Below are 24,027 nucleotides of genomic sequence, written 5' to 3'. Positions count from 1 at the left end.
CAGCGAGGTTTGTTCGCGAGCAAGGACTAGGCGTCCCCCTCGGTCCTACGAAAAGCACTTCCAGCAGCGACCAAATGTCGCGCAAGACAAAAGGCACGGCACCCGCCGTGCCTTTTCGTTTGGGCTTTGCGAAAATGCCCGCACTTTTTTTCCGGATGCCGTTATGACTGCCCTGAAGAACGATCGCTTCCTCCGCGCCCTGCTCAAGCAGCCCGTCGATGTCACCCCCGTCTGGATGATGCGCCAGGCCGGCCGCTACCTGCCGGAATACCGCGCCACCCGCGCCAAGGCCGGTGACTTCATGAGCCTGTGCATGAACCCGCAGATGGCCTGCGAAGTGACGCTGCAGCCGCTGGACCGCTACCCGCAGCTGGACGCGGCGATCCTCTTCTCCGACATCCTGACCATCCCCGACGCCATGGGTCAGGGCCTGTTCTTCGAGACCGGCGAAGGCCCGCGTTTCAAGAAGGTCGTGACCACCCAGGCTGACATCGACGCCCTGCCGATCCCCGATCCGGAAAAGGACCTGGGCTACGTGATGGACGCCGTGCGCACCATCCGCCGCGAGCTGAACGGCCGCGTGCCGCTGATCGGCTTCTCCGGCAGTCCCTGGACCCTCGCCACCTACATGGTCGAGGGCGGTTCCAGCCGTGACTTCCGCAAGTCCAAGGCGATGCTCTACGACAACCCCCAGGCGATGCACGCCCTGCTGGACAAGCTGGCCCAGTCGGTCACCAACTACCTGAACGGCCAGATTCTCGCTGGCGCCCAGGCGGTGCAGATCTTCGATTCCTGGGGTGGCAGCCTTTCGGCGGCGGCGTATCAGGAGTTCTCCCTGGCCTACATGCAGAAGATCGTCGACGGCCTGATCCGCGAACACGAAGGTCGCCGCGTGCCGGTGATCCTCTTCACCAAGGGTGGCGGCCTGTGGCTGGAGTCCATGGCCAACACCGGCGCCGAAGCCCTGGGTCTGGACTGGACCTGCGACATCGGCAGCGCCCGCGCCCGCGTCGGCGACAAGGTCGCTCTGCAGGGCAACATGGACCCGGCGGTGCTGCATGCCAAGCCGGAAGCCATCCGTGCCGAAGTCGCGCGTATCCTCGGCGCCTTTGGTAACGGCAATGGCCACGTGTTCAACCTCGGTCACGGCATCACCCCGGAAGTCGATCCGGCTCATGCCGGCGCCTTCTTCGAAGCGGTGCACGAGCTGTCGGCGCAGTACCACTGAGCCTGCCGCTGAACTGAAAAGCCCCGCGGATGCGGGGCTTTTTCTTTCCTGCGATCGCGGACGAACAGCAGAAGGCTTTCCGCCATAAAAAAGCCCCGCTACATAGCGGGGCTTTCTCGTTCCCTATGGGGCATCACGCCCCGTCAGGATGCATCACGCAGCATCGCCCACCAACCCGGCGGCGCTCTGGGCCTTGCGACGGTTCGACACCAGCAGGCCGGAGCAGACCACCACGACGGTGAGCAGGGTGGTGGCGACTACTTCCATGCGGTGATCCGGGCGGATCAGCATGATCACCAGCGCACCGACGATGAACAGGATCACCGCCCAGGTCAGCCAGGGGAACAGCCACATCTTCAGCTTCAGCTGGTGACCCTGGGCGAGCAGCTTCTTGCGCATGCGCAGCTGCGACATCGCGATCACCAGGTACACCAGCAGGGCGATGGCGCCGGAGCTGGCCAGCAGGAAGTTGAATACTTCGGCCGGGGCCAGGTAGTTGGCGAAGGTGCACAGGAAGGCCATGGCGGTGGACAGCAGCACGGCGTACACAGGGGTGCGGCTGACGCTGGTCACCTGGGCGATCTTCGGCGCGTCGCCGCGCTTGCTCAGGGAGTACATCATGCGCGAGGCGGTGTAGAGCGCCGAGTTCAGGCAGCTGGTCACCGAGACCAGCACGATGATGTCGACGATCAGCTTGGCGTACGGGATGTGCAGGTGTTCCAGCACGGTCTGGTAGGAGCCCATGCTCACCAGGCGCGGGTCGTTCCACGGCACCAGGCAGACCACGATCAGGATCGACAGCAAGTAGAACAGCGCGATACGCCAGATCACCGAGTTGGTTGCGCGGGTGATCTGCTGCGCCGGGTCCTTGGACTCGGTGGCGGCAATGGTGACGATCTCCGAACCCATGAAGGAGAACATGGTGGTCAGCAGCGCGGCGAGCACGGCGCCCCAGCCCTTGGGCATGAAGCCTTCGCTGGTCAGGTGGCCGATGCCGGAGACTTCGCTGTTGGGCGAGAAGCCGAAGATGGCCGCGCAGCCCAGCACCAGGAAGGCGATGATCGAGACGACCTTGATCAGCGCCAGCCAGAACTCGAACTCACCGTAGTTCTTCACACTGAACAGGTTGGTGATGGTCAGCGCGGAAGTAATCACGAAGGCCAGCACCCAGATCGGCGCGCCGGGGAACCAGGCGTGGATGATCGCGGCGGCGGCGTTGGCTTCCAACGGAATCACCAGCACCCAGAACCACCAGTACAGCCAGCCGATGGTGAAGCCGGCCCAGTGGCCGATGGCGCGGTCGGCATAGGTGGAGAAGGAGCCGCTGTCGGGTTGCGCGACGGCCATCTCGGCCAGCATGCGCATCACCAGGACCACCAGCAGGCCGGCGACCAGATAGGAAATCATGACTGCCGGACCGGCCTCGGCGATGGCGTGGCCGGAACCTACGAACAGGCCCGCACCAATGGCGCCGGCAATCGAAAGCATCGTGACGTGACGATTTTTCAGGCCCTGGGACAGGCCGGACGAAGGAGTACTGCTCATGCTTTACCTACAACTTCAGGAGGGAATTGCGTACTGCGGGAGCCGAGGTCCGTTTCAGGAATCCAACAAGTCGTGCATTTTTCTTGACGCAAGGATCGCGCCATATTTTGTTACGACTTTGGTCGTAGATTGGGAAGAAGCGCTACAGCGCCCGCATGAAGGGCGCCGTAGGGAGAGATGAAATTATCCTGGTACGACCGTCTGATGTCGTTTTTGGATAAGTATTACAAGGTGTGTGTAGAAACTACCCGCGCCTGGCGAGCGCGGGCAGGTCGCGCGGTAACACTGCAAGGCGGGCCAGGTGCAATGCCACCAGCAGCGCAACCACCAGCAGGCCCGCAATGAACAGCCCCACGCCATTCCAGCCATAGTGGTGCCAGAACACCCCGCCGGCGGTGCCGGCAACGCTGGAGCCCACGTAGTAGCTGAACAGGTACAACGACGACGCTTGGCCCTTGGCTTTCAGGGCACGGCGGCCGATCCAGCTGCTGGCTACCGAGTGCGCGCCGAAGAAGCCGAAGGTGAACACCAGCATGCCGACCAGCACCAGGGCCAGCGGTTGCAGCAGGGTGATCAGCAGGCCGCCGAGCATCAGCGCGATCGTCGCCCAGAGCACCTTGCGCCGGCCCAGGCGGTCGGCCAGGGAGCCAACCCAGGCGGAGCTGTAGATGCCCGACAGATAGACCACCGAGAGCACGCCGACCACTGCCTGGCTCAGATGGTACGGATTCGCCAGCAGGCGGTAGCCGATGTAGTTGAACAGGGTGATGAAGGCACCCATCAGCAGGAAGCCTACGAGGAACAGCCAGGGCAGGCCTGCGTCGCGGAAATGCCCACGGAAGCCCTCGGCCAGTTGGCGCGGCTTGAGTGGTGCCGGGCGGAAGTTCTTCGACTCGGGCAGGATGCGCCAGAACAGCAACGCTGCGGCCAGGGCGAGCACACCCAGGGTGGCCAGCGCCACGTGCCAGTTCACGTAGTCCACCAGGACGCCACTGATCAACCGTCCGCTCATCCCACCGATGGCATTGCCGCCGATATACAGCCCCATGGACAGGCCGATGTGCTGCGGATGGATTTCCTCGGAGAGGTAGGTCATGCCCACCGCCGCCAGGCCGCTGAGCGACAGGCCTAGCAGCGCACGCATGGCCAGCACGCCGTGCCAGGTCGGCATGACTGCGCTGCCGAGGGTGAACAGCGCGGCGAGGATCAGCGAGGCGACCATGATCGATTTGCGCCCGATGGCGTCGGAAATCGGCCCGGTCACCAGCAGGCCGAAGGCCATGGTGATGGTGGAGATCGATAGCACCAGGCTGCTCTGTGCCGCCGTCAGCTCGAAGGCCTTGGACAGCACCGGCATCATCGGTTGCACGCAGTAGAGCAGGGCGAAGGTGGCGAAGCCGCCGGAGAACAAGGCCAGGGAGGTGCGCATGAAGGCCGGGGTGCCTTTCTCGATGTAGCGCTCGATCTCTTCGACCGCACTGACGACGCTGGCATTCGCCTGGCGTGCGGCATTGAGTAACTCGGGTTCGACTGGTTCTGGAGCCCGCAACACAGATTGACTCACAACTCACCTCGATTCGGCCCGCGCAGGGGCGGCAAAGGCCCGTACGACGGGGATGGCGGAAGATTCTGGAGTTGTTATTGGGCTTGTGCTGGCAAGGATAAGGAGCAGTCTTTATTATTTCCAATATATTAATCGACACGTTTGATATGTATTTCGAATTAATGGTGGTGGCATGGAACTGAGGCATCTGCGTTACTTCATTGCCGTGGCCGAAGAGCTGCACTTTGGCCGGGCCGCCGAGCAACTGGGCATCTCGCAGCCGCCCTTGAGTCAGCAGATCCAGGCGCTGGAGGAGGAGATCGGCGCGCGTCTGCTGGAACGCACCAATCGACGGGTGGCGCTGACCGAGGCGGGACGGCTGTTTCTCGCCGAGGCGCGACAGGTGCTGCAGCAGGTCGATCGCGCGGTGCTGCTGGCGCGCCGGGCGCACCAGGGCGAGCTGGGTGAGTTGAAGATCGGTTTCACCGCCTCCGCACCCTTCACCTCGACCCTGCCGCGCAGCATTCTGGCGTTCCGCCAGGCCTACCCGGACGTTCACCTGGAGCTGCAGGAGCTGAGCAGCGGCCAGGCCGTGCAGGCCCTGCTGGAGGAGCGGGTGCAGGTCGGGCTGATCCGGCCGATCGCGCTGCCGGAAACCCTGGAGGCGGTGGAGCTGTTCAGCGAGCCGCTGGTGGCGGTGCTGCGGGCCGACCACCCGTTGGCCAAGTCCAGCCTGGACGGCCTGGAGTTCGCCGCGCTGGCGGACGAGCCTTTCGTGTTCTTTCCCCGCAGCTATGGCACCGGCCTCTACAACCAGTTGATCGCCCTGTCGCGGCAGGCCGGCTTCAGTCCGCGCATCGCACAGGAGGCCGGCGAGGCAATGACCATCATCGGCCTGGTGGCTGCCGGGCTGGGTGTCTCCATGCTGCCGGCCTCGTTCCGCCGTACGCGGGTGGACGGTGTGGTTTATCGCACGCTGCTCGATCCGGGGGCGACCAGCTCGGTGTGGTTGGTGCGTCGGCGCGACGAGCGCTCCCCGTTGGCGCAGTCCTTCATCGACCTGCTGACCCGCGAAGTAGCCGCCTTGCGCGCGGAGGGCTGACCGTTCGACGGAGGGCTCGCCGTTGTCATGGCCATTGCATAGAATCCGGACACTCGAATGGCTTCGGAGGCAGGCTCATGCGGCGCGTGGTGTTCAATCAGAAAGGTGGAGTGGGCAAATCGAGCATTGCCTGCAACCTGGCGGCGGTCAGTGCGGCGGAGGGATACCGCACGCTGCTGGTGGACCTGGATGCCCAGGCCAACTCGACGCACTACCTGACCGGGCTGACCGGCGAGGAGCTGCCGGTAGGAATCGCCGACTTCTTCAAGCAGACCCTCTCGTCCGGCCCCTTCAGCCGCAAGGGCAAGGTCGATATCTACGAGACGCCCTTCGACAACCTGCACGTGATCACGGCGAGCCCGGAGCTGGCCGACCTGCAACCCAAGCTCGAGCAGAAGCACAAGATCAACAAGTTGCGCAAACTGCTGGACGAACTGGCCGAAGACTATGACCGGATCTACCTGGATACCCCGCCGGCGCTGAACTTCTACACCGTCTCGGCGCTGATCGCCGCCGACCGCTGCCTGATTCCCTTCGACTGCGACAGCTTCTCGCGCCAGGCGCTCTACGGGCTGCTGCAGGAGATCGAGGAGCTGAAGGAAGACCACAACGAGGACCTGGAAGTCGAAGGCATCGTGGTGAACCAGTTCCAGCCGCGCGCGACTCTGCCGCAGCAGTTGCTGGATGAGCTGGTGGAAGAGGAGTTGCCGGTACTGCCGGTGTACCTGATGAGCTCGGTGAAGATGCGTGAGTCGCACCAGGCGTGCACGCCGCTGATCTTCCTCGAACCACGGCACAAGCTGACCCAGCAGTTCGTCGAGCTGCACAACCTTCTGGAAGCCTGAGCTTCCAGCAGATCAGAGGTTCCCGTCGAGGGAGCGTGCTGGGCGCCGCCTCACTGCGAGATGAGAATGTCGCACGGCGGCCGACGCAGGAAGTAGCGCGTCGAACTGCCGAGCATGGCCTGCTCGATGGCGCCGCGACTGCGGCTGCCGAGTATCAACAGGTCTGGCGTCCAGTCTCCCAGCGCGCTCTCCAGTGCCTGCTGGAAGTTTCCCGGCTGTACCGCACAGAGCAGTTCTGGCCCTTCCGCCGGCAGATGAGCGCGCTCATCCTGCAGAGTCTGGCGCAGCAGTGAGCGCTGGGTCTCCAGATGCTCGTCGGCGCGTTCGGCTCTGCCCGGCTGGTAGGCATTGAGCGCCAGCAGCTGCGCGCCGCTCGGCAGCAGCCGGTAGCCGGCGCGCCAGGCCTGGCAGGAGCACAGTGACAGGTCCAGCCCGGCCAGTGCGCGGACGTAGGGTTCGGCGGATTCATTCACCGCCAGCAGGATCGGCGTGCGGCAATGGCGGGCGATCCGCTCCAGTGTGGTGCCGTCGAAGCGCTCAAGAATCTGCTGGTGATGCGCACCGATCAGCAGCAGGTCGGCCTTGAGCTCCTGTGCCGCCTGGGTGACGGTGGTCGCGGCGCGGCCCTGGCGGATCAGCAGTTGATAGTCGGTAATGGCGTTGGCCGCCACGGCATCGCGCAGCGCGACCTCGGCGGCCTCACGGACGGTATCCATCATGCGGTCGGGGAAGTACTCCTCGATCACATGCAGCAAGGTGACGTGCGCGCCATGCTGGCGGGCCAGTTGGGCGGCGCGGCGTACCGCGATGTCCGCTTCCACGCTGAGGTCGTGGGCGACGAGCAGGTTCCTGTACATGGTGGCGTCCCTCTGTGTCGCCACCACTGTCGCGCCACGTAGGAAATTTCACCTTGATACAGGACAACGGCCCGTCGTCAGCGGCTGCGCAATTGATAGACGGCGTGGCTCTCGGCGACCACGTCGCCGTTCTCATCCTTGAGTTGCAGATCGAGCACGAAGTTGGCCTTGCCGTGGGTGGTTGCCTCCTCGCCGATGCGCCGGATTTCGTCCTCGCTGAGCCGGGCGTCGACAGTCACGTCGCTGGCGGCAGGGCGCAGGAAACGCAGCCCGGCTTCCTTGACGATCGGGTAGAAGCGCCGAGCGTCGAAGCTGGTCATCATGAGCACGCCGCCCGGCAGTTCGGCCACGGTGAACAGGGCGCCGGCGTACATGTTGTGGATGTGGTTCTCGTTGCCCTTGAGCGGCATGCGCAGGCGCACATGGCCTGCCTCCAGCACCTCGGCCTTCAGGCCCGTGCGTTTGACGAAGGCGATGTGTTCTTCGGTGAGCTGGCGGATGAATGCTTCGGGGTAGGACATGGGCGCGCTCCGTTTCGCCTGTTTATCGTCTGCCCAAGACTAGCTGCGCCGCGCGGTCTGGCAATGACCGCGCGGATTGACCGGATCGCTCAGTGGAAAACGGCGTCAGATGCCGTTGCGGGCCAGCCAGTCGAGCAGCTGCGGCAGCGGCATGGCGCCGCTCTGGCGCGCCACTTCCTGGCCGTTGCGCAGCAGGATCAGGCTGGGAATCGAGCGGATGCCCAGGCGCGTGGAGAGGTTCGGGTTGGCATCGCTGTCCAGCTTGGCCAGGCGTACCTTGCCCGACAGTCGCGCGGCGGCTTGTTCAAAAATCGGCGCAAAGGCTTTGCACGGACCGCACCAGTCGGCCCAGACGTCCACCAGCAGCGGCAGGTCGCCCTTGGCCTGGGCGGCGAAGCTGGCCTCGTTCAACTCGAAGGGACGGTCGACGATGACCGGCGACTGGCAGCGGCCGCAGCGCGGCGCGTCGCCCAGGCGCTCGGCCGGTACACGGTTGAGGCCGCTGCACTGCGGGCAGGGGATGATCAGGGATTCGGACATGGCGAGGCTCCAGAGGCTACGACGCCAAGGTGGAGGCTCGCTGGTGAATAATCAACTGCAACGGGGTGTTCAGCTTAGTTGCGGTGGGCCTGCATATACTGGCGCAGGAGCTGATTGATGCGCGTCTGATAACCCGTGCCCTGGCTTTTGAACCACTCAAGCACATCGGCGTCCAGGCGGATGGTGACTGACTGTTTCGCCGGGATGTGCAGCTCGGCGTGCTTGAAGAAGTCTTTTCCCAATTCGGGGATTTCGCTTGTGTCGATGTCCTGGTCCTTCATTTCGCCCAGGCGCTTCCAGTCAGTTTTCGATGTTTTGGACATAGTATCCGGCCTCCTGTCTGGTGGCTTTTCGGGCGGAAATGACGCGGATCACATCGCCCTGCCGTTCGGTGTACACGACCACGCCAATCAATGACCTGATCCGTCCCAGGCTGATCCAGCGCTCCTCGCCGTAATCTTCACGGCCATCGCGCAGGGTCAGGAACGGGTTCTGGAAAAGCTCCGGTACATCGCTGAAGTCGATTCCATGCTTGCGGATGTTCGCCTGATTCTTGGCTTCGTCCCATTCAAACCTCATGGTGAACTCCGTATTTACGTTTGTACATACAGGATGTCGTTTGCCGGTGGTTTTCGTGTAGTTGCGTGATGGGGCAGCGCTTCTTGATGCAAGGAATCCCCGGTGTCTGGCGGGAACTCGCAAGCGAGAGTGGGCACTATCACCGAAGAACTCGCCGCTCATGGCCGACCTCGCATGGCGAGTGCGCGTGTGGGGCGGTCATTTTGCTGGGTTGAGGCAAACCGAATCGCGGCTGGAAGTGGATTCCAACATGTCCGGCAGGAGCTTGCGAAAGGACTGACGTGGGGGCGGTAAAGCGTGGGGTAGTTGCTGTAATCCGAGGCTGGCCTGAGGCGCCGGGCGGCGCCTCAGGTCCGGGTTTCAACCCTCGGCAGCGCGCAGCGCCTGGGCGAGGTCGGCGAGGATGTCGTCGATGTGCTCGATGCCGATGGACAGGCGCACCATGTCCCGCGGCACGCCGGCCTTCTCCAGTTCCTCGTCGTTGAGCTGGCGGTGGGTGGTGGAGGCCGGGTGGCAGGCCAGGGACTTGGCGTCGCCGATGTTCACCAGGCGTACCACCAGCTTCAGTGCGTCGATGAAGCGCGCGCCGGCTTCCTGCCCGCCCTGGATGCCGAAGGAGAGGATCGCCGCCGGCTGGCCGCCCATGTAGCGCTGGGCCAGGGCGTGCTCGGGGTGGTCGGCGAGGCCTGCGTACTTCACCCAGTTCACCTGTGGGTGCTCCTGCAGGTAGCGCGCGACCTTCAGGGCGTTGTCGCAGTGGCGCTCCATGCGCAGCGCGAGGGTTTCCAGGCCCTGGAGGATGAGGAAGGCGTTGAACGGCGACAGCGCGGCGCCGGTGTTGCGCAGCGGTACCACGCGGCAGCGGCCGATGAAGGCGGCGGGGCCGAAGGCTTCGGTGTAGGTCACGCCGTGGTAGGACGGGTCGGGGGTGTTGAGCAGCGGGAAGCGCGCCTTGTTCTCGGCCCAGGGGAACTTGCCGGAGTCGACGACGATGCCGCCGATGCTGGTGCCGTGGCCGCCGATGTACTTGGTCAGCGAGTGCACGACGATGTCCGCACCGTGCTCGAAGGGGCGGCAGAGGATGGGCGTGGCGACGGTGTTGTCGACGATCAGCGGCACGCCGTGGCGGTGCGCGGCGTCGGCCAGGGCCTGCAGGTCGACGATGTTGCCCGCCGGATTGCCGATGGATTCGCAGAAGACCGCCTTGGTGCGCTCGTCGATCAGCGCTTCCAGGGCGGCGATGTCGTCATGGGGCGCGAAGCGGGTCTGGATGCCGAAGCGCGGCAGGGTGTGGGCGAGCAGGTTGTAGGTGCCGCCGTAGAGCTTGGCCACCGAGACGATGTTGTCGCCGGCTTCGGCTACGGTCTGGATGGCGTAGGTGATGGCGGCCATGCCCGAGGCCACGGCCAGGGCGCCGACCCCGCCTTCCAGCGCCGCCACGCGTTCCTCCAGCACCGCGTTGGTGGGGTTCATGATCCGCGTGTAGATGTTGCCGGCGACCTTCAGGTCGAACAGATCGGCGCCGTGCTGGGTGTCGTCGAAGGCGTAGGAGCTGGTCTGGTAGATCGGCACGGCCACGGCCTTGGTGGTCGGGTCGGGGCTGTAGCCAGCGTGAATGGCCAGGGTTTCCAGTTTCATTGTTCGAGCATCCTTGTGGGCAGAAAGGCCGGAGGATGCGAGCGGCGCCGCCTCCTGGTCAATGACCGGGAGCAATACCGCCGGGTCGCCGCTAGATCGCTTTTCGCTGAGCTTATAACCGACTCAGGAGGAACAACTGATCTCCAGGTGCTTGCCCCAGTCCGGCGGACGGCGGGTGAAGGCTTCTGCACCCTGCTGTTCCTCGAAGGGTCGGCTGAGCACTTCATGCAGGCGGCGCACCACGCTGTAGTCGCCCTGCTCGGCGGCGCTGATGGCTTTCTGGGCGAGGTAGTTGCGCAGGACGTAGAGCGGGTTGACCGCGTGCATGCGCGCGCGCCGGTCCTCCTGGCTGCCGCCTTCGCGCTCGGCGCGGGTACGGTACTCGGCGGCCCAGGCGTCGAAGGTCGCCAGGTCGACGAAGTCCTCGCGCACCACCGCCAGCGCCTGCTCCGGCGCCTGTTCGCCAAGGCGGCGGAAGAACAGCGAGTAGTCCACCGCGCCCTTCTGCATGGCCTGCAGCAGGGTTTGCACCAGCTCCAGGTCGCCGTCTTCCGCCGTGGTCAGGCCCAGGCGGCGGCGCATCAGGTCGAGGTAGTGGGCCTGGTAGAGCGGCAGGAACAGGTCCAGGGTGGCGCGCAGGTCGTCGACTTCGACGAAGGGCGTCAGCGCCTGGCCCAGCGCGGCGAGGTTCCAGTGGGCGATGGGCACCTGGTTGCTGAAGGAGTAGCGGCCCATGTCGTCGGAGTGGTTGCAGATGTGGTTGGCGTCGAAGTCGTCGAGGAAGGCGTAGGGGCCGTAGTCGAAGGTGATGCCGAGGATCGACATGTTGTCGGTGTTCATCACGCCGTGGCAGAAACCGTAGGCCTGCCACAGGGCGATCATCTCGGCGTTGCGTTCGACCACTTCGCGGAAGAAGGCGAGGTAGGGTTTGTCGTCGCTCAGGCATTGCGGGAAGTATTCGCGCAGGACGAACTCGCCCAGGGTCTTCAGGTGCTCTTCCTGCTTCGTGTAGTAGAAATACTCGAAGTGGCCGAAGCGCACGTGGCTGGGCGCCAGGCGCAGAAGCATGGCGCCGGTTTCCTTGGTCTCGCGCCATACCGTGGTGCTGGAGCCGGTGACGCACAGGGCGCGGCTGGTGGGGATGCCCAGCGCATTGAGGTATTCGCTGGCGAGGAATTCGCGGATCGAAGAGCGCAGCACGGCGCGGCCGTCGCCCATGCGCGAATAGGGGGTCTGCCCGGCGCCCTTGAGGTGCAGGTCCCAGTGTTCGCCGGCGTCGTTCAGCACTTCGCCCAGCAGCAGGCCGCGGCCATCGCCCAGTCGCGGGTTGTAGGCGCCGAACTGGTGCCCGGAGTAGACCATCGCCCTCGGTTCGGCCGCGTCCCACAGCTTGTGACCGGCGAAGATTTCGGCGAACACCGGGTCGTCCGCTTCGCTCGGGTCGAGGTCGAGCAGCGCCATGGCCGAAGTGCTGGCGATGACCAGGCGCGGGTCGGCGATGGGGTCGGGCAGGACTTCGGTGGAGAAGACGTCGCCCAGGCGGGCGAAGCGATTATCGAAGGTCAGTTGATCGAGCTTTTTCACGGGGTAACTCCGGACAAGTCCGAGCATTGTGCTCGGACTTGTCCGGAGGCGTCCACCCTCAGGCCTTGCCGGCGTCGGGCTTGTCCTGCACGGGCTTGGCCTGAACCGGCGTGGCAGTGGGCTGCTGGCCGATGATCAACTGGGCTTCCTGACCCTGCAGGTTCTTCACGAACACGTCGACCTGGTTGAACGCCATGTCGATGCCTTTTTCGCGGAAGGCCAGGGCGATGCGGGTCAGGGTTTCGTCCACCGCCGGGTTGCGGTCGCCCAGTTCGCGCACGTGGAAGCGCAGTTCGTAGTCGAAGGTGCTGGCGCTGATGGTGGTGAAGTACAGTACCGGCTCCGGATCGCGCAGGATGCGCGAGTTGGCGTGGGCCGCGTCGAGCATGATCTTGCGCGCCAGGGGCAGGTCGCTCTCGTAGGCCAGGCCGATCTTGATGGTGACCCGGGTCACCGTGTCGCTCAACGACCAGTTCACCAGCTGGCCGGTGATGAAGGTCTGGTTGGGGACGATGATTTCCTTGCGGTCGAAGTCGGTGATGGTGGTGGCGCGGATGCGAATCCGGCTGACGGTGCCGGACAGGCTGCCGATGGTCACCACGTCGCCGATCCGCACCGGACGCTCGAAGAGGATGATCAGGCCGGAGACGAAGTTGGAGAAGATCGCCTGCAGGCCGAAGCCCAGGCCGACCGACAGCGCGGCCACCAGCCACTGCAGCTTGTCCCAGCTCACCCCCAGGGTGGACAGCGCGCTGACGAAGCCGACGCCGCTGATGGCGTAGGAGAGCAGGGTGGTGATGGCGTAGGCGCTGCCCTGGGCCAGGGTCAGGCGCTGCAATACCAGCACCTCCAGCAGGCCGGGAAGGTTGCGCGCCAGGGCGACGGTCACCGCGGCGATCACCAGGGCCATGAGGAAGTCGCCCAGGCTGATCGGCGTGGTGGACGCCGCGTCGCCGGTACCGCTGGTGTACTGGTAGAGGGTCACGTTGTCGAGGTAGGAGACCACGCTGATCAGGTCGGCCCAGACCCAGTACAGGGTGACCACGAAACCGATCAGCAGGCCCAGGCGGATCAGGCGCATCGACTGTTCGTTGATCTGCTCGATGCCCAGGGTCGGCTCCTCGATCACCTCGGTGCCTTCGATGCCTTCCTTGGGCGCGTTCTGTCGGTTCTTCAGGGCGCGCTGGTAGGCCAGGCGACGGGCGGCGACGCCCATGCCGCGGACGAAGGTGGCTTCCACCACCATCCAGAACATCAGCAGGAAGAGGGTGTCGATGAGGCGGTCGGTGAGTTTGAGCGCGGTGTAGTAGTAGCCGAAGCCCACCGCCAGGAACAGCGCCACCGGCAGCACGGTGAAGCCCAGGCCGACGATCATCTTGATCATCGAGGGGCGCTCGCTGGAGGGGCTGCCGAACAGCAGCTGGCCCAGTATCCAGGTCATCGCGGCGTAGCCGAACAGGACGATGGCGATGCCGATCACGTCGTCGGCCAGGCTGGCGGGCTGGTGCTCGGCGACGGTGACCACCGCGACCAGCGACATCACCACCAGGCCCAGTCGGCGCATCAGTTTGCCGAGGAACTGCACCTGCGGCTGGCTCCAGTGGAAGTGCCGCTCGGCGATACCGCCCGGACGCAGGATGCGGTGCGCGGTGTAGAACACCAGCCAGACCTGTGCCATTTCCAGCAGGGCGCTGCCGAGGGTGGCGTTCTGTCCGCGGGCGTCGAGCAGCAGGGCCAGGCCGCCGATGGCCAGCGCCAGGGTGCCGGGCAGCGCCAGCAGCACGGCGAGCAGCAGGGCCAGCGGGGTGTGCGCCTGGCTGTCGCGCTTGAAGTGGCCGATGTCGTCGTTCAGCGATTCCAGCTTGTCGTAGAGGAACCGGCGTTTCCACAGGAGGCCGGCGACCAGCAGGAGCAGCGGCAGGAACAGGAACGGCCGGTCGATCAGGCCCTCGCCCAGCTCCTTCACGCCCGAGCCCCAGGGTACTTCGGACAGTTGGTGATGCAGCAGTGCCGGGGTCATCTTGAACCACGACAGGTCCAGCGGACGGTTGCTGGGAATCCAGAACATCTGCTCGTCGAGGGTGTCGCGCAGCTTGTCGGCGGTTTCCTTGAGCTGCTTCTGGTTCAACTGCAGGGTGATCGCCTCGTTGAGCAGCGCGTTCAACTCGTGGTTGAGGCGGTCCATCAGCTCCAGGCGGGTATTGATCAGCTCGTTCAGGTCGCGGCGCAGTTGCGGGGTGATGCTTTCCTGCGGCTGCTGGGCCAGCAAGTTGTCGATGTAGACCTCGGAACTGTTCAGCTCATCGCGCTTCTGGTTCAGCTCGAACTGGTACAGGCGCAGGTCGGCGATTTCGTCGGCGAGATCGCGGTCGGTCCTGATCACCGGCAGCGACTGCTTCTGCTGGTAGAGGATCTTCGCCAGCAGCAGGCTGCCGCGCAGGACATTGATCTGCTCGTCCAGCGCCTGCTCGCCCTGGGTCAGGTTGTCGAGCTGCTGCTTGGCTTCGAGGTTGCGCCGGGTCAGGGTGTTGAGGCGGTCGGTGGTGCGCAGCAGGTAGTCCGAAAGCTTGAGGTTGGTGGCGCTTTCCTGGCTGACCAGGCTGTCGGTGCCGGCGGCCTGGTCGGCGTCCTTGGACAGCGCGGCGACGGTCTTCTCCGACTGCTCACGGCGCTTGCCGCTGATCATCGTCTGCAGTTCGAGGGTCTCCTGCTCCTCGCGGCCGATGCGTTCGGCCAGCAGGTCGCGCTGGCTGGAGGCGAGGTCGAGCAGCAGGTTGTTGCCGGCCAGCTGCTGGCGCAGCAGCTGGTTCTGCGCGGTGAGCGCGGCCTGCTCGGCCAGCAGCTCGTCGCGATGTTCGTCACCCAGCGGCTTGCCGCTTTCCTTGCCGGCCTTGAGGAGTCCTGCGATCTCCAGCAGGCGGGTCTGGTTCCTGCTCAGGTCGGCCTGGGCGCGCTCGGGGCGGGTTTGCGCGGTGAGCGCATCGCTCTTGGCGTCGGCCATCTCCTTCTGCCAGGCGGCCAATTGGGTGGATTGCTCGTTGAGCAGCATTTCCAGCTGGACGGTGTTGTAGCCGGCGTAACGCTGCGTGGCCGGTTTGTCGCTGCTGCCCTTGAGGCGGTTCAGGGCCTTCTGGTTCTCGCTGATCAGCCGGGGCGCATCATTCAGCCGGCCCTTGAGGTCGGCCAGCTGCTTCTCGCTGTCGCTCTTGGCCGCCAGTAGCTTGAGGGTGTTCTCGAGGCTCGCCTTGATCAGTTTTGCGTCGACATCCGGCAGCTTGCGCTCGGCCAGGCCGTCGAGGCTCTGCTGCACCTGGTCGGCGCTGGGCGGGGTGTTGTCGGCGGCCAGTGTGGGCAGGCCGGTGAGCGAGCCGCCCAGGAGGACGACGGTAAGCAGGGTACGCAGCAGGAATGACATGGTCGCGATCAGCGGCTCGTGCGGAAAATGGAGTGAGGTTAGTGCTGGCTGGCCGGCGCCCGCAAGCGAGCGCCGGTGGGCGGTCAGAGGAACAGACCGGGGCCGGGGCGGCCTTCGGGGAATTTGACCCCCACCTTGCGGATCTTGTTCCCGTCCAGGGCGGCCACGGTCCAGGTCAGGCCGTTCCATTCCACCTGGTCACCGATGATCGCCTGGCCGCCGATTTCGTGGGCGATGAAGCGGCCCAGCGTCTGCTCGCCGTCCACGCCTTCCAGCTTCAGGCCATACAGCGAGGACACGGCGGAGAGCTGGGCGTCGCCTTCGAGGACGAAGTCGCCGAAGAAGCGTGCGCCCAGGCCGCGGTCCGGCGCCTGGCTGAACAGTTTGCCCAGGGCGGGGAGGTCATGCTCGTGACCGATCACACAAAGGATGTCGTCGGCCTCGAGAATGGTGCTGCCGGACGGGTGCAGCAGCTGGGTGCCACGGAACAGCGCGGCGATACGGGTGCCCTCGGGCATCTTCAGCTCACGCAGGGCGGCGCCGATGCACCACTTTTCCTTGCTCAGGTGGTAGACGAACAGCTCCCACTCGCTGGTCGGGTGGACCTCCAGGCCGGCGCGGGAGATCGGCGCCGGGTCCGGCGGCACAATCACCCGCAGCAGCTTGGCGGCCCAGGGCAGGCTGGTGCCCTGCACCAGCAGCGAGACCAGCACGATGAAGAAGGCCACGTTGAAGAACAGCTGCGCGTTGGGCAGGCCGGCCATCAGCGGGAACACCGCGAGAATGATCGGCACCGCGCCGCGCAGGCCGACCCAGGCGATGAACGCCTTCTCGCGGCCATGGAAGGCGCGGAACGGAATCAGGCCGACCAGAACCGACAGCGGGCGGGCGAAGAGGATCATCCACAGCGCCAGGCCCAGCGCCGGCAGGGCGATGGGCCAGAGGTCGTGGGGCGTGACCAACAGGCCGAGGACCAGGAACATGCCGATCTGCGCGAGCCAGGCCATGCCGTCGAGCATGTGCAGAATGCCGTGGCGCGAGCGGATCGGCTGGTTGCCCAGCATCAGGCCGCACAGATAGATGGCAAGGATGCCGCTGCCGTGCACTGCGTTGGACACGGCGAAGATCAGCAGGCCGCCGCTGATCACCAGCAGCGGGTAGAGGCCGCTGGCCAGGTGGATGCGGTTGATCACCTGCAGCAACAGCCAGCCGCCGCCCAGGCCGAGCAGCGAGCCGATGCCGAACTCGCGCAGGAAATGCCAGAGGAAGCTCCAGCTCATGCCGCTTTCGCCGTGGGCGAGCATGTCGATCAGGGTGACGGTGAGGAACACTGCCATGGGGTCGTTGCTGCCCGACTCGATTTCCAGGGTGGCGGTGACCCGTTCGTTCAGGCCCTTGCCGCCCAGCAGGGAGAACACCGCCGCGGCGTCGGTGGAGCCGACGATGGCGCCGATCAGCAGGCCTTCCATCCAGCTCAGCTTGAACAGCCAGGCGGCGGCGATGCCGGTCAGGCCGGCGGTGATCAGCACTCCGGCCGTGGCCAGCGAGAGCGCCGGCCAGAGCGCCACGCGGAAGCTCGCCACCCGCGTGCGCAAGCCGCCGTCGAGGAGGATCACGGCCAGCGCCAGGTTGCCCACCAGGTAGGCGATGGGATAGTTGGAGAAGCCGATGCCGCCGGGGCCGTCGGTGCCGGCGACCATGCCCACGGCGAGGAAGATGACCAGGATCGGGATGCCCAGTCGCGAGGACAGCGAGCTGACCAGGATGCTCATGCCGATCAGCACAGCAGCGATCAGGAAATAGCTGTTGATGGCCACGGCATCCAAAGTGTCGACCTCCAGGGGAGTTGGGGAGTGGCGACGCTACTCGGGGATCAGGATGCAGGCCGCATGCCAAGAGATTCTAACCTGCGGATTTGCAAGGCTGTCAAAGGTTAGTTGAGGTTCGTTCAGCGACGATTTCCGGCCAGGGCGCGGCATCGTTCCAGGCGGGGATCGGGTTGGGGACGGACTGTGCCGCGTCGGGAGCGGGCAGGGCTGCCAGGAGGCTGTCCTCCCTGCCCTGTTGCGGGAGCAGAGATGAGGGAAAGAGGTCAGCCGGGTGCTATTGCGCCGTTCCGCGCGGCGGGCAAAAAAAGCCCCGGACGTGACCGGGGCAGAAAGGGCATGCAGGACTAGAACCAGGCGTCCTGCATGGTCGAACAGGTGTCGTCGCGAGCTTCGAGCAAGGCCAGTTCGTGGTGGCAGGATGGCACTTCCCAGGTCAGGAAGTAGCGTGCGGCCTGCAGCTTGCCACGGTAGAAGTCGGTGTCGGCTGCATCGCCACGCGCCAGGCCTTCCTCGGCGCGGATCGCCTGTTCCAGCCAGCGCCAGCCGATCACCGCGTGACCGAAGACCTTCAGGTACAGCGCGGAGTTGGCCAGGCCCTGGGCTACGCGGCCCTGCATCAGATCGCCGAGCAGGCTCAGGGTGGTCGCGGACAGGCGCGCCATCAATTGCTCCAGCGGCTCGCGCAGCTTGTCCAGCGACGGGTGCGCCTGGGCACGTGCGCAGCACTGGTTGATCAGGCGGGTCAGTTGCTTGAGGCCGGCGCCGTTGTTCTGCGCGAGCTTGCGCCCCAGCAGGTCCAGCGACTGGATGCCGTGGGTGCCTTCATGGATCGGGTTCAGGCGGTTGTCGCGGTAGTACTGCTCCACCGGGTATTCACGGGTGTAGCCGTGGCCGCCAAGGATCTGGATGGCCAGCTCGTTGGCCTTGAGGCAGAACTCCGAGGGCCAGGATTTGACGATCGGGGTGAGCAGGTCGAGCAGTTCGTGGGCCTGCTTGCGCTCCTCCTCGGTGGGCAGGGTTTCGCAGTCGTCCACCAGGCGCGCGGCGTACAGGCCGAGGTCGAAGGCGCCCTCGACGTAGGCTTTCTGGGTCAGCAGCATGCGCCGCACGTCGGCATGCTCGATGATCGCCACGGGGGCGGAGGTCGGGTCTTTCGCATCCACCGGGCGGCCCTGGGGACGCTCGCGGGCGTACTCCAGGGAGTAGAGGTAGCCGGCGTAGCCGAGCATGATCGCACCCATGCCGACGCCGATGCGCGCCTCGTTCATCATCTGGAACATGTAGGCCAGGCCGTGGTGCGGCTTGCCGACCAGATAGCCGACGCACTCGCCCTTGTCCCCGAAGTTCAGCGCGGTGGAGGTGGTGCCGCGCCAGCCCATCTTGTGGAACAGGCCGGCCAGGGCCACGTCGTTGCTCGCGCCGAGGGAGCCGTCGGCGTTGACCAGGAACTTCGGCACGATGAACAGGCTGATGCCTTTCACGCCGGGCGGCGCGTCCGGCAGCTTGGCCAGCACCATGTGCACGATGTTGTCCGACAGCGGGTGATCGCCGCCGGAGATGAAGATCTTGTTGCCGCGGATCCGGTAGCTGCCGTCGGCGGCGGGTTCCGCGCGGGTGCGGATGTCGGCCAGGGACGAGCCGGCGTGGGGCTCGGTCAGGGCCATGGTGCCGAACCAGCGGCCCTCGATCATCGGCTGGAGGAACAGGCGCTTCTGCTCGTCGCTGCCGAAGGTTTCGATCAGGTGGCTGGCGCCCATGCTCAGCATCGGGTAGGACGAGGTGGCGATGTTGGCCGACTGGAAGTGCGCGAAGCAGGCGCGCGACAGCAGGTGTGGCAGTTGCATGCCACCCTGTTCGAAGCTGCGCGAGGCGTTCTGGAAGCCGGCCTCGTTGAAGGCGTCCACCGCCGGCTTCACCTCCGGGATCAGCACCGCGCCGCCGTCGACGTACTGCGGTTCGTTCTCGTCGTTCTTGCGATTGTGCGGGGCGAACAGCTCTTCGGCGATGCCGCGGGCGGTGCCGAGAGCGGCGTCGAAGGTCTCGCGGTTGTGGTCGGCGAAGCGTTCGCGCTGGGTCAGGGCCTGCGCATCGAGCACTTCGTAGAGTTCGAAAGCGAGGTTGCGGGAGCTGAGCAGGGTCTCGGACATGGATCGACCTCCGTGGGAATGGCCGCAGTCTAGTCTGGTGAATGAACCTCGCACAGAATCATCCACGAGCGTGATAAAGGGCTAAAACACCTCGACTACGGCTACACTGCGCGCCTTGAGGAGTCTGCCATCCATGAACTACCGCCACGCCTACCACGCCGGCAACCACGCCGACGTGTTCAAACACATTGCCCTGGCGCGCATCTTCGCGCTGATGGCGCGCAAGGACACGCCCTTCGCCTATCTCGACAGCCACTCGGGTGTCGGCCTGTACGACCTGCTGGGCGACGAAGCCAGCCGCACCGGCGAGTGGGAGTCGGGCATCGGCCGCCTGTGGGAGCGCGAAGACCTGCCGGAACTGGTGCAGGACTACCTGGAGGTGGTGCGCGCGCTCAATCCCGACGGCGGCCTGGAGTTCTATCCCGGCTCGCCGGAGCTGGCGCGCCGCCTGACCCGTCCCCAGGACCGCGTGCTGCTCAATGAGCTGCACCCCGAGGATGGTCGCCTGCTCAAGGCCAACATGGGCGGCGAGCGTCGCATCGCCGTGCACCAGGGCGATGGCTGGCTGCTACCGCGCGCCTTCCTGCCGGTGTCCGAGAAGCGTGGCGTGCTGCTGATCGACCCGCCGTTCGAGCAGGGTGACGATCTGGAGCGCTGCGTGGCGGCGCTGGACGAGGCCATCGGCCGCATGCGCCAGACCGTGGTCGCCATCTGGTACCCGATCAAGGACCGCCGTCAGCTCAAGCGCTTCTACCAGCGCCTGGAGAAGAGTTCGGCACCCAAGCTGTTGCGCGCGGAGCTTTGCGTGCATCCGGCGGACACGGCCGAGCGCCTGAACGGCTCCGGCCTGATCATCGCCAACCCGCCGTGGCCGCTGGACGAGGAGCTGCGCGGCCTGCTGCCGTGGTTGGCGGATACGCTGGCGCAGAGCGAAGGCAGCTGGCAGTTGGACTGGCTGATCGCGGAATGAAAAAAGCCCCGGCAGTGCCGGGGCTTTTTTGTGGGAGCAACCATTATTCCTCTTGAAACGCTGTGCCGGCGTGTCCCCCTCTCCCTCAGGGAGAGGGCGCTGTCCGTGCCGGCTGACTGAGTCGTTTCCTCCTGCGCCGAACGGTCCCCTCTCCCGCTTGCGGGAGAGGGTTAGGGGGAGGGACTTTGGTTACGCCGGCAGGCACACGCCGGTGCCGCCCAGGCCGCAGTAGCCGTTGGGGTTCTTCGCCAGGTACTGCTGGTGGTAGGCCTCGGCGTAGTAGAACGGCGGCACCTCGCGGATTTCCGTGGTGATCTCGCCGTAGCCCTTGGCGCTCAGCTCCTTCTGGAAGGCCGCGCGGCTGGCTTCGATGGCGGCTTTCTGTGCCTGGTCGAACCAGTAGAGCGCCGAACGGTACTGGGTGCCGGTGTCGTTGCCCTGGCGCATGCCCTGGGTCGGGTCATGGGATTCCCAGAACACCTTGAGCAGCGCCTCGATGCTGGTCTCGCGCGGGTCGAAGACCACCAGTACCACTTCGCTGTGGCCGGTCAGGCCGGAGCAGACTTCATCGTAGGTCGGGTTCGGGGTCAGGCCACCGGCATAACCCACCGCCGTCACCCACACGCCCGGCTGCTGCCAGAAACGCCGCTCGGCGCCCCAGAAGCAGCCCAGGCCCAGCACGATCTGCTGCAGGCCGGCGGGGAAGGGCGCGGTCAGCGGACGGCCATTGACGTAATGCGCTTCCGGCACCGGCATCGGGCTTTCCCGGCCCGGCAGGGCCTGGGCGGAGCTGGGCAGTTCCAGTTTGTGGGCAAGTATTTGCGAGCGCAGGGTCATGGCATTCGTCTCCTCTGAACGGGGGCGGCAATAGACTCGGGTACTCGCCGAAGATTACAGCGTTTGATTCGCTTTGCGGGATGTTTGAGCGGATTCGCGGGCATGGCTGCGGGCACGCCGCGCCAGAGCGGTTCAATTCGGGCGGCAGGGATAGCGCTGCAGGCTGGAGGAGAGGTCGACGCCGGGAATCGGCCGATCGAACAGATAACCCTGGCCGATGTCGCAGCGGTTGCGCCGCAGGAACGCCAGCTGGGCGGCGGTCTCGACGCCTTCGGCGACCACCTGCAGCTTGAGGTTGTGGGCCATGGCGATCACCGCCGAGGTGATCTCCATGTCGTCCTGGTTGTCCGGGATGTCCTTGATGAAGCTGCGATCGATCTTGATCACGTCGATGGGGAATTTCTTCAGGTAGCTCAGCGACGAGTAGCCGGTGCCGAAGTCGTCCATGGCCAGGGTCAGGCCGAGGTCCTTCAGGCTCTCCAGTTGCTGGCGGGTATCGTCGGTGGCATCCAGCAGCAGGCTTTCGGTGAGCTCCAGCTCCATCTGGCCGGCAGGGATGCCTTCCTCCTGGAGGATCGCGGCGATGGAGCCGACCAGGTCCGGATCGCTGAACTGCTTGGGCGACAGGTTGATGGCGATGTGCAGCTCGCCCAGGCCCTTGGCGGCCAGTTCGCGCACCTGCCGGCAGGCCTGGCGGATCACCCATTTGCCGATGGGAATGATCAGCCCGGTTTCCTCGGCCACGCTGATGAACTGGTCCGGGCGGATCATGCCCTTTTCCGGGTGCTGCCAGCGCAGCAGCGCTTCCAGGCCCAGCAGCTGCCCGCTGCGCAGGCACAGCTTGGGCTGGTAGTGCACCGCCAGTTCGTCCTGTACCAGCGCGCGACGCAGGTTGCTCTCGACGAACAGCTTGTAGCTGGCCTCGGCGGTCATCGCTTCGGTGAAGGTCTGCACCTGGTGCTTGCCGTTGGCCTTGGCCTTGTGCAGCGCGAGGCCGGCGTGCTTCATCAGGGTCTGTGGGTCGTGGCCATGCTGTGGCGCGTAGGCGATGCCGACGGAGCCGGTGATGCTGATCAGCTGGTTGTCGACGAACAGCGGCTTGTCGAGCACATCGAGGATCTGCTCGGCGATCTGCTCGCCGCGGCCGGCCACCGATTCCTCCAGCAGCACGGCGAATTCGTTGCTGGCGAAACGCGCCAGGGTGGTGTTGTCGCTCAGGCTGCTGCGCAGGCGCCGGGCCAGGTTGGCCAGCAGCTTGTCGCCGGTCTGGTGGCCGAGGCTGTCGTTGATCCGCTTGAAGTTGTCGATGTCCACCAGCAGCAGGCCCAGCGAGTGCCGGCTGCCGGCTTGCAGGCGCTCTTCCAGGGCGCTGATGAAGAAGTGCCGGTTGGCCAGCCCGGTGAGGTTGTCGCGGTAGGCGAGCTTCTCGATGTGCTGCTGGGCCAGCTTGCTCTGGGTGATGTCTTCGTAGATGCCGATGTAGTGGGTCAGCTCGCCCCGGTCGTCGTGGACCTTCGACAGCGACAGCTGGCCCCAGTAAGGCTCGAGGTTCTTGCGCCGGCTGCGGAATTCGCCCTGCCAGCTGTTCTGGGTGACCAGAGTGGAGCGCGCATCGAACAGCAGCTCGCTGAGGTTGGCCAGGGCGGGCAGTTCCGGCAGGTGGCGGCCGCGCACTTCATCGGCGCCGTACTGGGTGATGGCGGTGAAGCTGGGGTTGACGTACTCCACCAGCCCGTCGCGGTCGATCAGCAGGAAGGCGCTGGCGCTCTGCTCGACGGCGCGCTGGAACAGGTGCAGGGCGCTGGAGACGTTGCGCCGTTCGTGGTTCATCAGTACCTGGGCGTACTGGTCGGCCAGCTCACCGGCGAAGGCGATCTCATCGCTCTGCCACATGCGCACTTCGCCGACATGCTCCAGGCAAAGCACCCCGACCACTTCGCCGCCAATGCGGATGGTGGCGTCGAGCATGGCGTTGACGCCCTGGGGGCGCAGGTAGCGCTTGGCCAATTCCTGGGTGCGCGGGTCCTGGATGGCGTTGTGGGCGTCGATGGCGCGGCCGCTGTGCACTGCGTCGAGGTAGTGCGGGAAGCTGCTGGCATCGATGTCCTGCGGCTTCTCGTACTGGTCGATGTCGCGGCGGTAGACGGTGACCGCTTCCAGGCGATTGTCCGGATGCAGACGCCAGATGCCGGCGCGGGCCACGTCGTAGACCTCGCAGGCGGCCTGGGCGATCAGCTGTGCGGCTTCCAGCAGCGGGTCGCTGGACAGGTAGCGGTGCCGCGCCAGGCGCACGATCAGGTTCTGCTGGGTGCGCGAGCGCACCAGGTGCTGCAGGTGCTCGTCCTGGGAGCGTTGGTACATCTCCAGGGACATCTTCAGGCGCAGGTTCTGCGCCTCCAGCTCCAGCAGCCGTGGGTCCGGCCCGGCAGCCTGGGCGTCGCCCTCGTCCTGCAGCAGGAAGCCGTGCAGCAGTTGCCGGCCATGCTGCTGGAAGGCCTCGCCGACCTCCAGGATGTTCAGCGGGCCGCGCGGCGAGTGCAGGCAGTAGCGCACCTGGTAGCGGCCGTCCTGCAGCAGTTGCTGCTGGACCTGCTCGTGCAGGCGATGCCGCGCCTCGGGCTCCATCAGGCTGGCGTAGGGGGCATCGAGGATGCCGCAGAGGTCCTGGGCCGGTACGCCGATCTGGCGCTCGCAGCCCGGGTCGAGGAACAGCAGGGTCCAGCTGGATTCGTTCAGGCGCTCGAAACGCAACATCCCCAGCCGCGAGGGGACGGGTAGCTGCGTGACAACCTCGGCCACCGAACGGCTGGCGGCATCGGGATGACTCTTCATGCGCGGCGTGATTTC

General features: G+C 65.6%; 18 protein-coding genes. 4 read left to right on the top strand and 14 right to left on the bottom strand.

Annotation, left to right across the window (positions count from 1 at the left end):
- Positions 1-163: 163 nt before the first annotated feature.
- The gene (gene hemE / locus ACAW63_RS02075) at positions 164-1,228 is read left to right on the top strand and encodes a uroporphyrinogen decarboxylase (RefSeq protein ID WP_371231335.1); all 1,065 of its coding nucleotides are present in this window, start codon (positions 164-166) and stop codon (positions 1,226-1,228) included.
- A gap of 153 nt (positions 1,229-1,381) precedes the next feature.
- On the opposite strand, the gene gabP is transcribed toward hemE, so the two are convergent.
- Positions 1,382-2,773: a GABA permease gene (gene gabP / locus ACAW63_RS02070; protein WP_371231334.1), complete on the bottom strand. Its 1,392-nt coding sequence runs from the start codon at positions 2,771-2,773 to the stop codon at positions 1,382-1,384.
- 244 nt (positions 2,774-3,017) lie between these two features.
- A complete protein-coding gene (locus tag ACAW63_RS02065) occupies positions 3,018-4,337 on the bottom strand; it encodes an MFS transporter (RefSeq protein WP_371231332.1) in 1,320 nt (439 codons plus the stop codon).
- Between the two features lie 172 nt (positions 4,338-4,509).
- Here ACAW63_RS02065 and ACAW63_RS02060 point away from each other — a divergent pair, with 172 nt between their 5' ends.
- Positions 4,510-5,418 carry a LysR substrate-binding domain-containing protein gene (locus tag ACAW63_RS02060; RefSeq protein WP_371231330.1) on the top strand — a complete coding sequence of 303 codons (909 nt, stop codon included), beginning with the start codon at positions 4,510-4,512 and terminating at the stop codon, positions 5,416-5,418.
- Positions 5,419-5,495: 77 nt separating this feature from the next.
- Positions 5,496-6,263, top strand: a complete 768-nt coding sequence (locus ACAW63_RS02055; RefSeq protein ID WP_371231329.1) for a ParA family protein — start codon at positions 5,496-5,498, stop codon at positions 6,261-6,263.
- Between the two features lie 50 nt (positions 6,264-6,313).
- Here ACAW63_RS02055 and ACAW63_RS02050 read toward each other — a convergent pair whose 3' ends face one another.
- From ACAW63_RS02050 to ACAW63_RS02005, 10 genes are all read right to left on the bottom strand, one after another.
- A complete protein-coding gene (locus ACAW63_RS02050; protein ID WP_371231327.1) occupies positions 6,314-7,120 on the bottom strand; it encodes a universal stress protein in 807 nt (268 codons plus the stop codon).
- A gap of 77 nt (positions 7,121-7,197) precedes the next feature.
- A complete protein-coding gene (locus ACAW63_RS02045; RefSeq protein WP_371231326.1) occupies positions 7,198-7,641 on the bottom strand; it encodes a YiiD C-terminal domain-containing protein in 444 nt (147 codons plus the stop codon).
- 105 nt (positions 7,642-7,746) lie between these two features.
- Positions 7,747-8,181 (bottom strand): thioredoxin TrxC, encoded by a 435-nt coding sequence (gene trxC, locus ACAW63_RS02040; protein ID WP_371231325.1) that lies wholly within the window; start codon positions 8,179-8,181, stop codon positions 7,747-7,749.
- A 74-nt stretch (positions 8,182-8,255) separates the two neighbouring features.
- A complete protein-coding gene (locus ACAW63_RS02035) occupies positions 8,256-8,504 on the bottom strand; it encodes a BrnA antitoxin family protein (RefSeq protein WP_371231324.1) in 249 nt (82 codons plus the stop codon).
- Positions 8,482-8,760, bottom strand: coding sequence for a BrnT family toxin (locus ACAW63_RS02030; protein WP_371231322.1), 279 nt, complete (start codon positions 8,758-8,760; stop codon positions 8,482-8,484). Before ACAW63_RS02030 ends, ACAW63_RS02035 begins: the two co-directional genes overlap by 23 nt.
- Before the next feature lie 360 nt (positions 8,761-9,120).
- Complete coding sequence (locus ACAW63_RS02025) at positions 9,121-10,398, bottom strand: bifunctional O-acetylhomoserine aminocarboxypropyltransferase/cysteine synthase (protein WP_371231320.1); 1,278 nt, start codon at positions 10,396-10,398, stop codon at positions 9,121-9,123.
- A 123-nt stretch (positions 10,399-10,521) separates the two neighbouring features.
- Positions 10,522-11,982 (bottom strand): protein adenylyltransferase SelO, encoded by a 1,461-nt coding sequence (gene selO, locus ACAW63_RS02020; protein WP_371231319.1) that lies wholly within the window; start codon positions 11,980-11,982, stop codon positions 10,522-10,524.
- A gap of 58 nt (positions 11,983-12,040) precedes the next feature.
- Positions 12,041-15,397 carry a mechanosensitive channel MscK gene (gene mscK / locus ACAW63_RS02015; protein WP_371231318.1) on the bottom strand — a complete coding sequence of 1,119 codons (3,357 nt, stop codon included), beginning with the start codon at positions 15,395-15,397 and terminating at the stop codon, positions 12,041-12,043.
- Between the two features lie 83 nt (positions 15,398-15,480).
- Positions 15,481-17,223, bottom strand: coding sequence for a potassium/proton antiporter (locus ACAW63_RS02010; protein ID WP_371231316.1), 1,743 nt, complete (start codon positions 17,221-17,223; stop codon positions 15,481-15,483).
- Positions 17,224-17,570: 347 nt separating this feature from the next.
- Positions 17,571-19,373 (bottom strand): acyl-CoA dehydrogenase, encoded by a 1,803-nt coding sequence (locus tag ACAW63_RS02005; protein ID WP_371231314.1) that lies wholly within the window; start codon positions 19,371-19,373, stop codon positions 17,571-17,573.
- A gap of 133 nt (positions 19,374-19,506) precedes the next feature.
- On the opposite strand from ACAW63_RS02005, the gene ACAW63_RS02000 reads away from it, so the two are divergent.
- Positions 19,507-20,343: a 23S rRNA (adenine(2030)-N(6))-methyltransferase RlmJ gene (locus ACAW63_RS02000; protein WP_371231313.1), complete on the top strand. Its 837-nt coding sequence runs from the start codon at positions 19,507-19,509 to the stop codon at positions 20,341-20,343.
- A gap of 189 nt (positions 20,344-20,532) precedes the next feature.
- On the opposite strand, the gene msrA is transcribed toward ACAW63_RS02000, so the two are convergent.
- Positions 20,533-21,180, bottom strand: a complete 648-nt coding sequence (gene msrA / locus ACAW63_RS01995; RefSeq protein ID WP_371231311.1) for a peptide-methionine (S)-S-oxide reductase MsrA — start codon at positions 21,178-21,180, stop codon at positions 20,533-20,535.
- Between the two features lie 132 nt (positions 21,181-21,312).
- Positions 21,313-24,012 carry a putative bifunctional diguanylate cyclase/phosphodiesterase gene (locus ACAW63_RS01990; protein ID WP_371231309.1) on the bottom strand — a complete coding sequence of 900 codons (2,700 nt, stop codon included), beginning with the start codon at positions 24,010-24,012 and terminating at the stop codon, positions 21,313-21,315.
- Positions 24,013-24,027 lie beyond the last annotated feature (15 nt).

Origin of the sequence: Pseudomonas sp. QE6 (assembly GCF_041379005.1) — a bacterium.
Lineage (GTDB): Bacteria > Pseudomonadota > Gammaproteobacteria > Pseudomonadales > Pseudomonadaceae > Pseudomonas.
The sequence above is the reverse complement of the archived record's forward strand: the minus strand, read 5'-3'. Positions and strand labels throughout refer to the sequence as shown.

Bases quoted from the DNA above. Each gene is read 5' to 3' on its own strand.
- hemE (WP_371231335.1), top strand. From the start codon at position 164: ATGACTGCCCTGAAGAACGATCGCTTCCTCCGCGCCCTGCTCAAGCAG.
- gabP (WP_371231334.1), bottom strand. From the start codon at position 2,773: ATGAGCAGTACTCCTTCGTCCGGCCTGTCCCAGGGCCTGAAAAATCGT.
- ACAW63_RS02060 (WP_371231330.1), top strand. From the start codon at position 4,510: ATGGAACTGAGGCATCTGCGTTACTTCATTGCCGTGGCCGAAGAGCTG.
- ACAW63_RS02055 (WP_371231329.1), top strand. From the start codon at position 5,496: ATGCGGCGCGTGGTGTTCAATCAGAAAGGTGGAGTGGGCAAATCGAGC.
- ACAW63_RS02050 (WP_371231327.1), bottom strand. From the start codon at position 7,120: ATGTACAGGAACCTGCTCGTCGCCCACGACCTCAGCGTGGAAGCGGAC.
- ACAW63_RS02045 (WP_371231326.1), bottom strand. From the start codon at position 7,641: ATGTCCTACCCCGAAGCATTCATCCGCCAGCTCACCGAAGAACACATC.
- trxC (WP_371231325.1), bottom strand. From the start codon at position 8,181: ATGTCCGAATCCCTGATCATCCCCTGCCCGCAGTGCAGCGGCCTCAAC.
- ACAW63_RS02035 (WP_371231324.1), bottom strand. From the start codon at position 8,504: ATGTCCAAAACATCGAAAACTGACTGGAAGCGCCTGGGCGAAATGAAG.
- ACAW63_RS02030 (WP_371231322.1), bottom strand. From the start codon at position 8,760: ATGAGGTTTGAATGGGACGAAGCCAAGAATCAGGCGAACATCCGCAAG.
- ACAW63_RS02025 (WP_371231320.1), bottom strand. From the start codon at position 10,398: ATGAAACTGGAAACCCTGGCCATTCACGCTGGCTACAGCCCCGACCCG.
- mscK (WP_371231318.1), bottom strand. From the start codon at position 15,397: ATGTCATTCCTGCTGCGTACCCTGCTTACCGTCGTCCTCCTGGGCGGC.
- ACAW63_RS02005 (WP_371231314.1), bottom strand. From the start codon at position 19,373: ATGTCCGAGACCCTGCTCAGCTCCCGCAACCTCGCTTTCGAACTCTAC.
- ACAW63_RS02000 (WP_371231313.1), top strand. From the start codon at position 19,507: ATGAACTACCGCCACGCCTACCACGCCGGCAACCACGCCGACGTGTTC.
- msrA (WP_371231311.1), bottom strand. From the start codon at position 21,180: ATGACCCTGCGCTCGCAAATACTTGCCCACAAACTGGAACTGCCCAGC.
- ACAW63_RS01990 (WP_371231309.1), bottom strand. From the start codon at position 24,012: ATGAAGAGTCATCCCGATGCCGCCAGCCGTTCGGTGGCCGAGGTTGTC.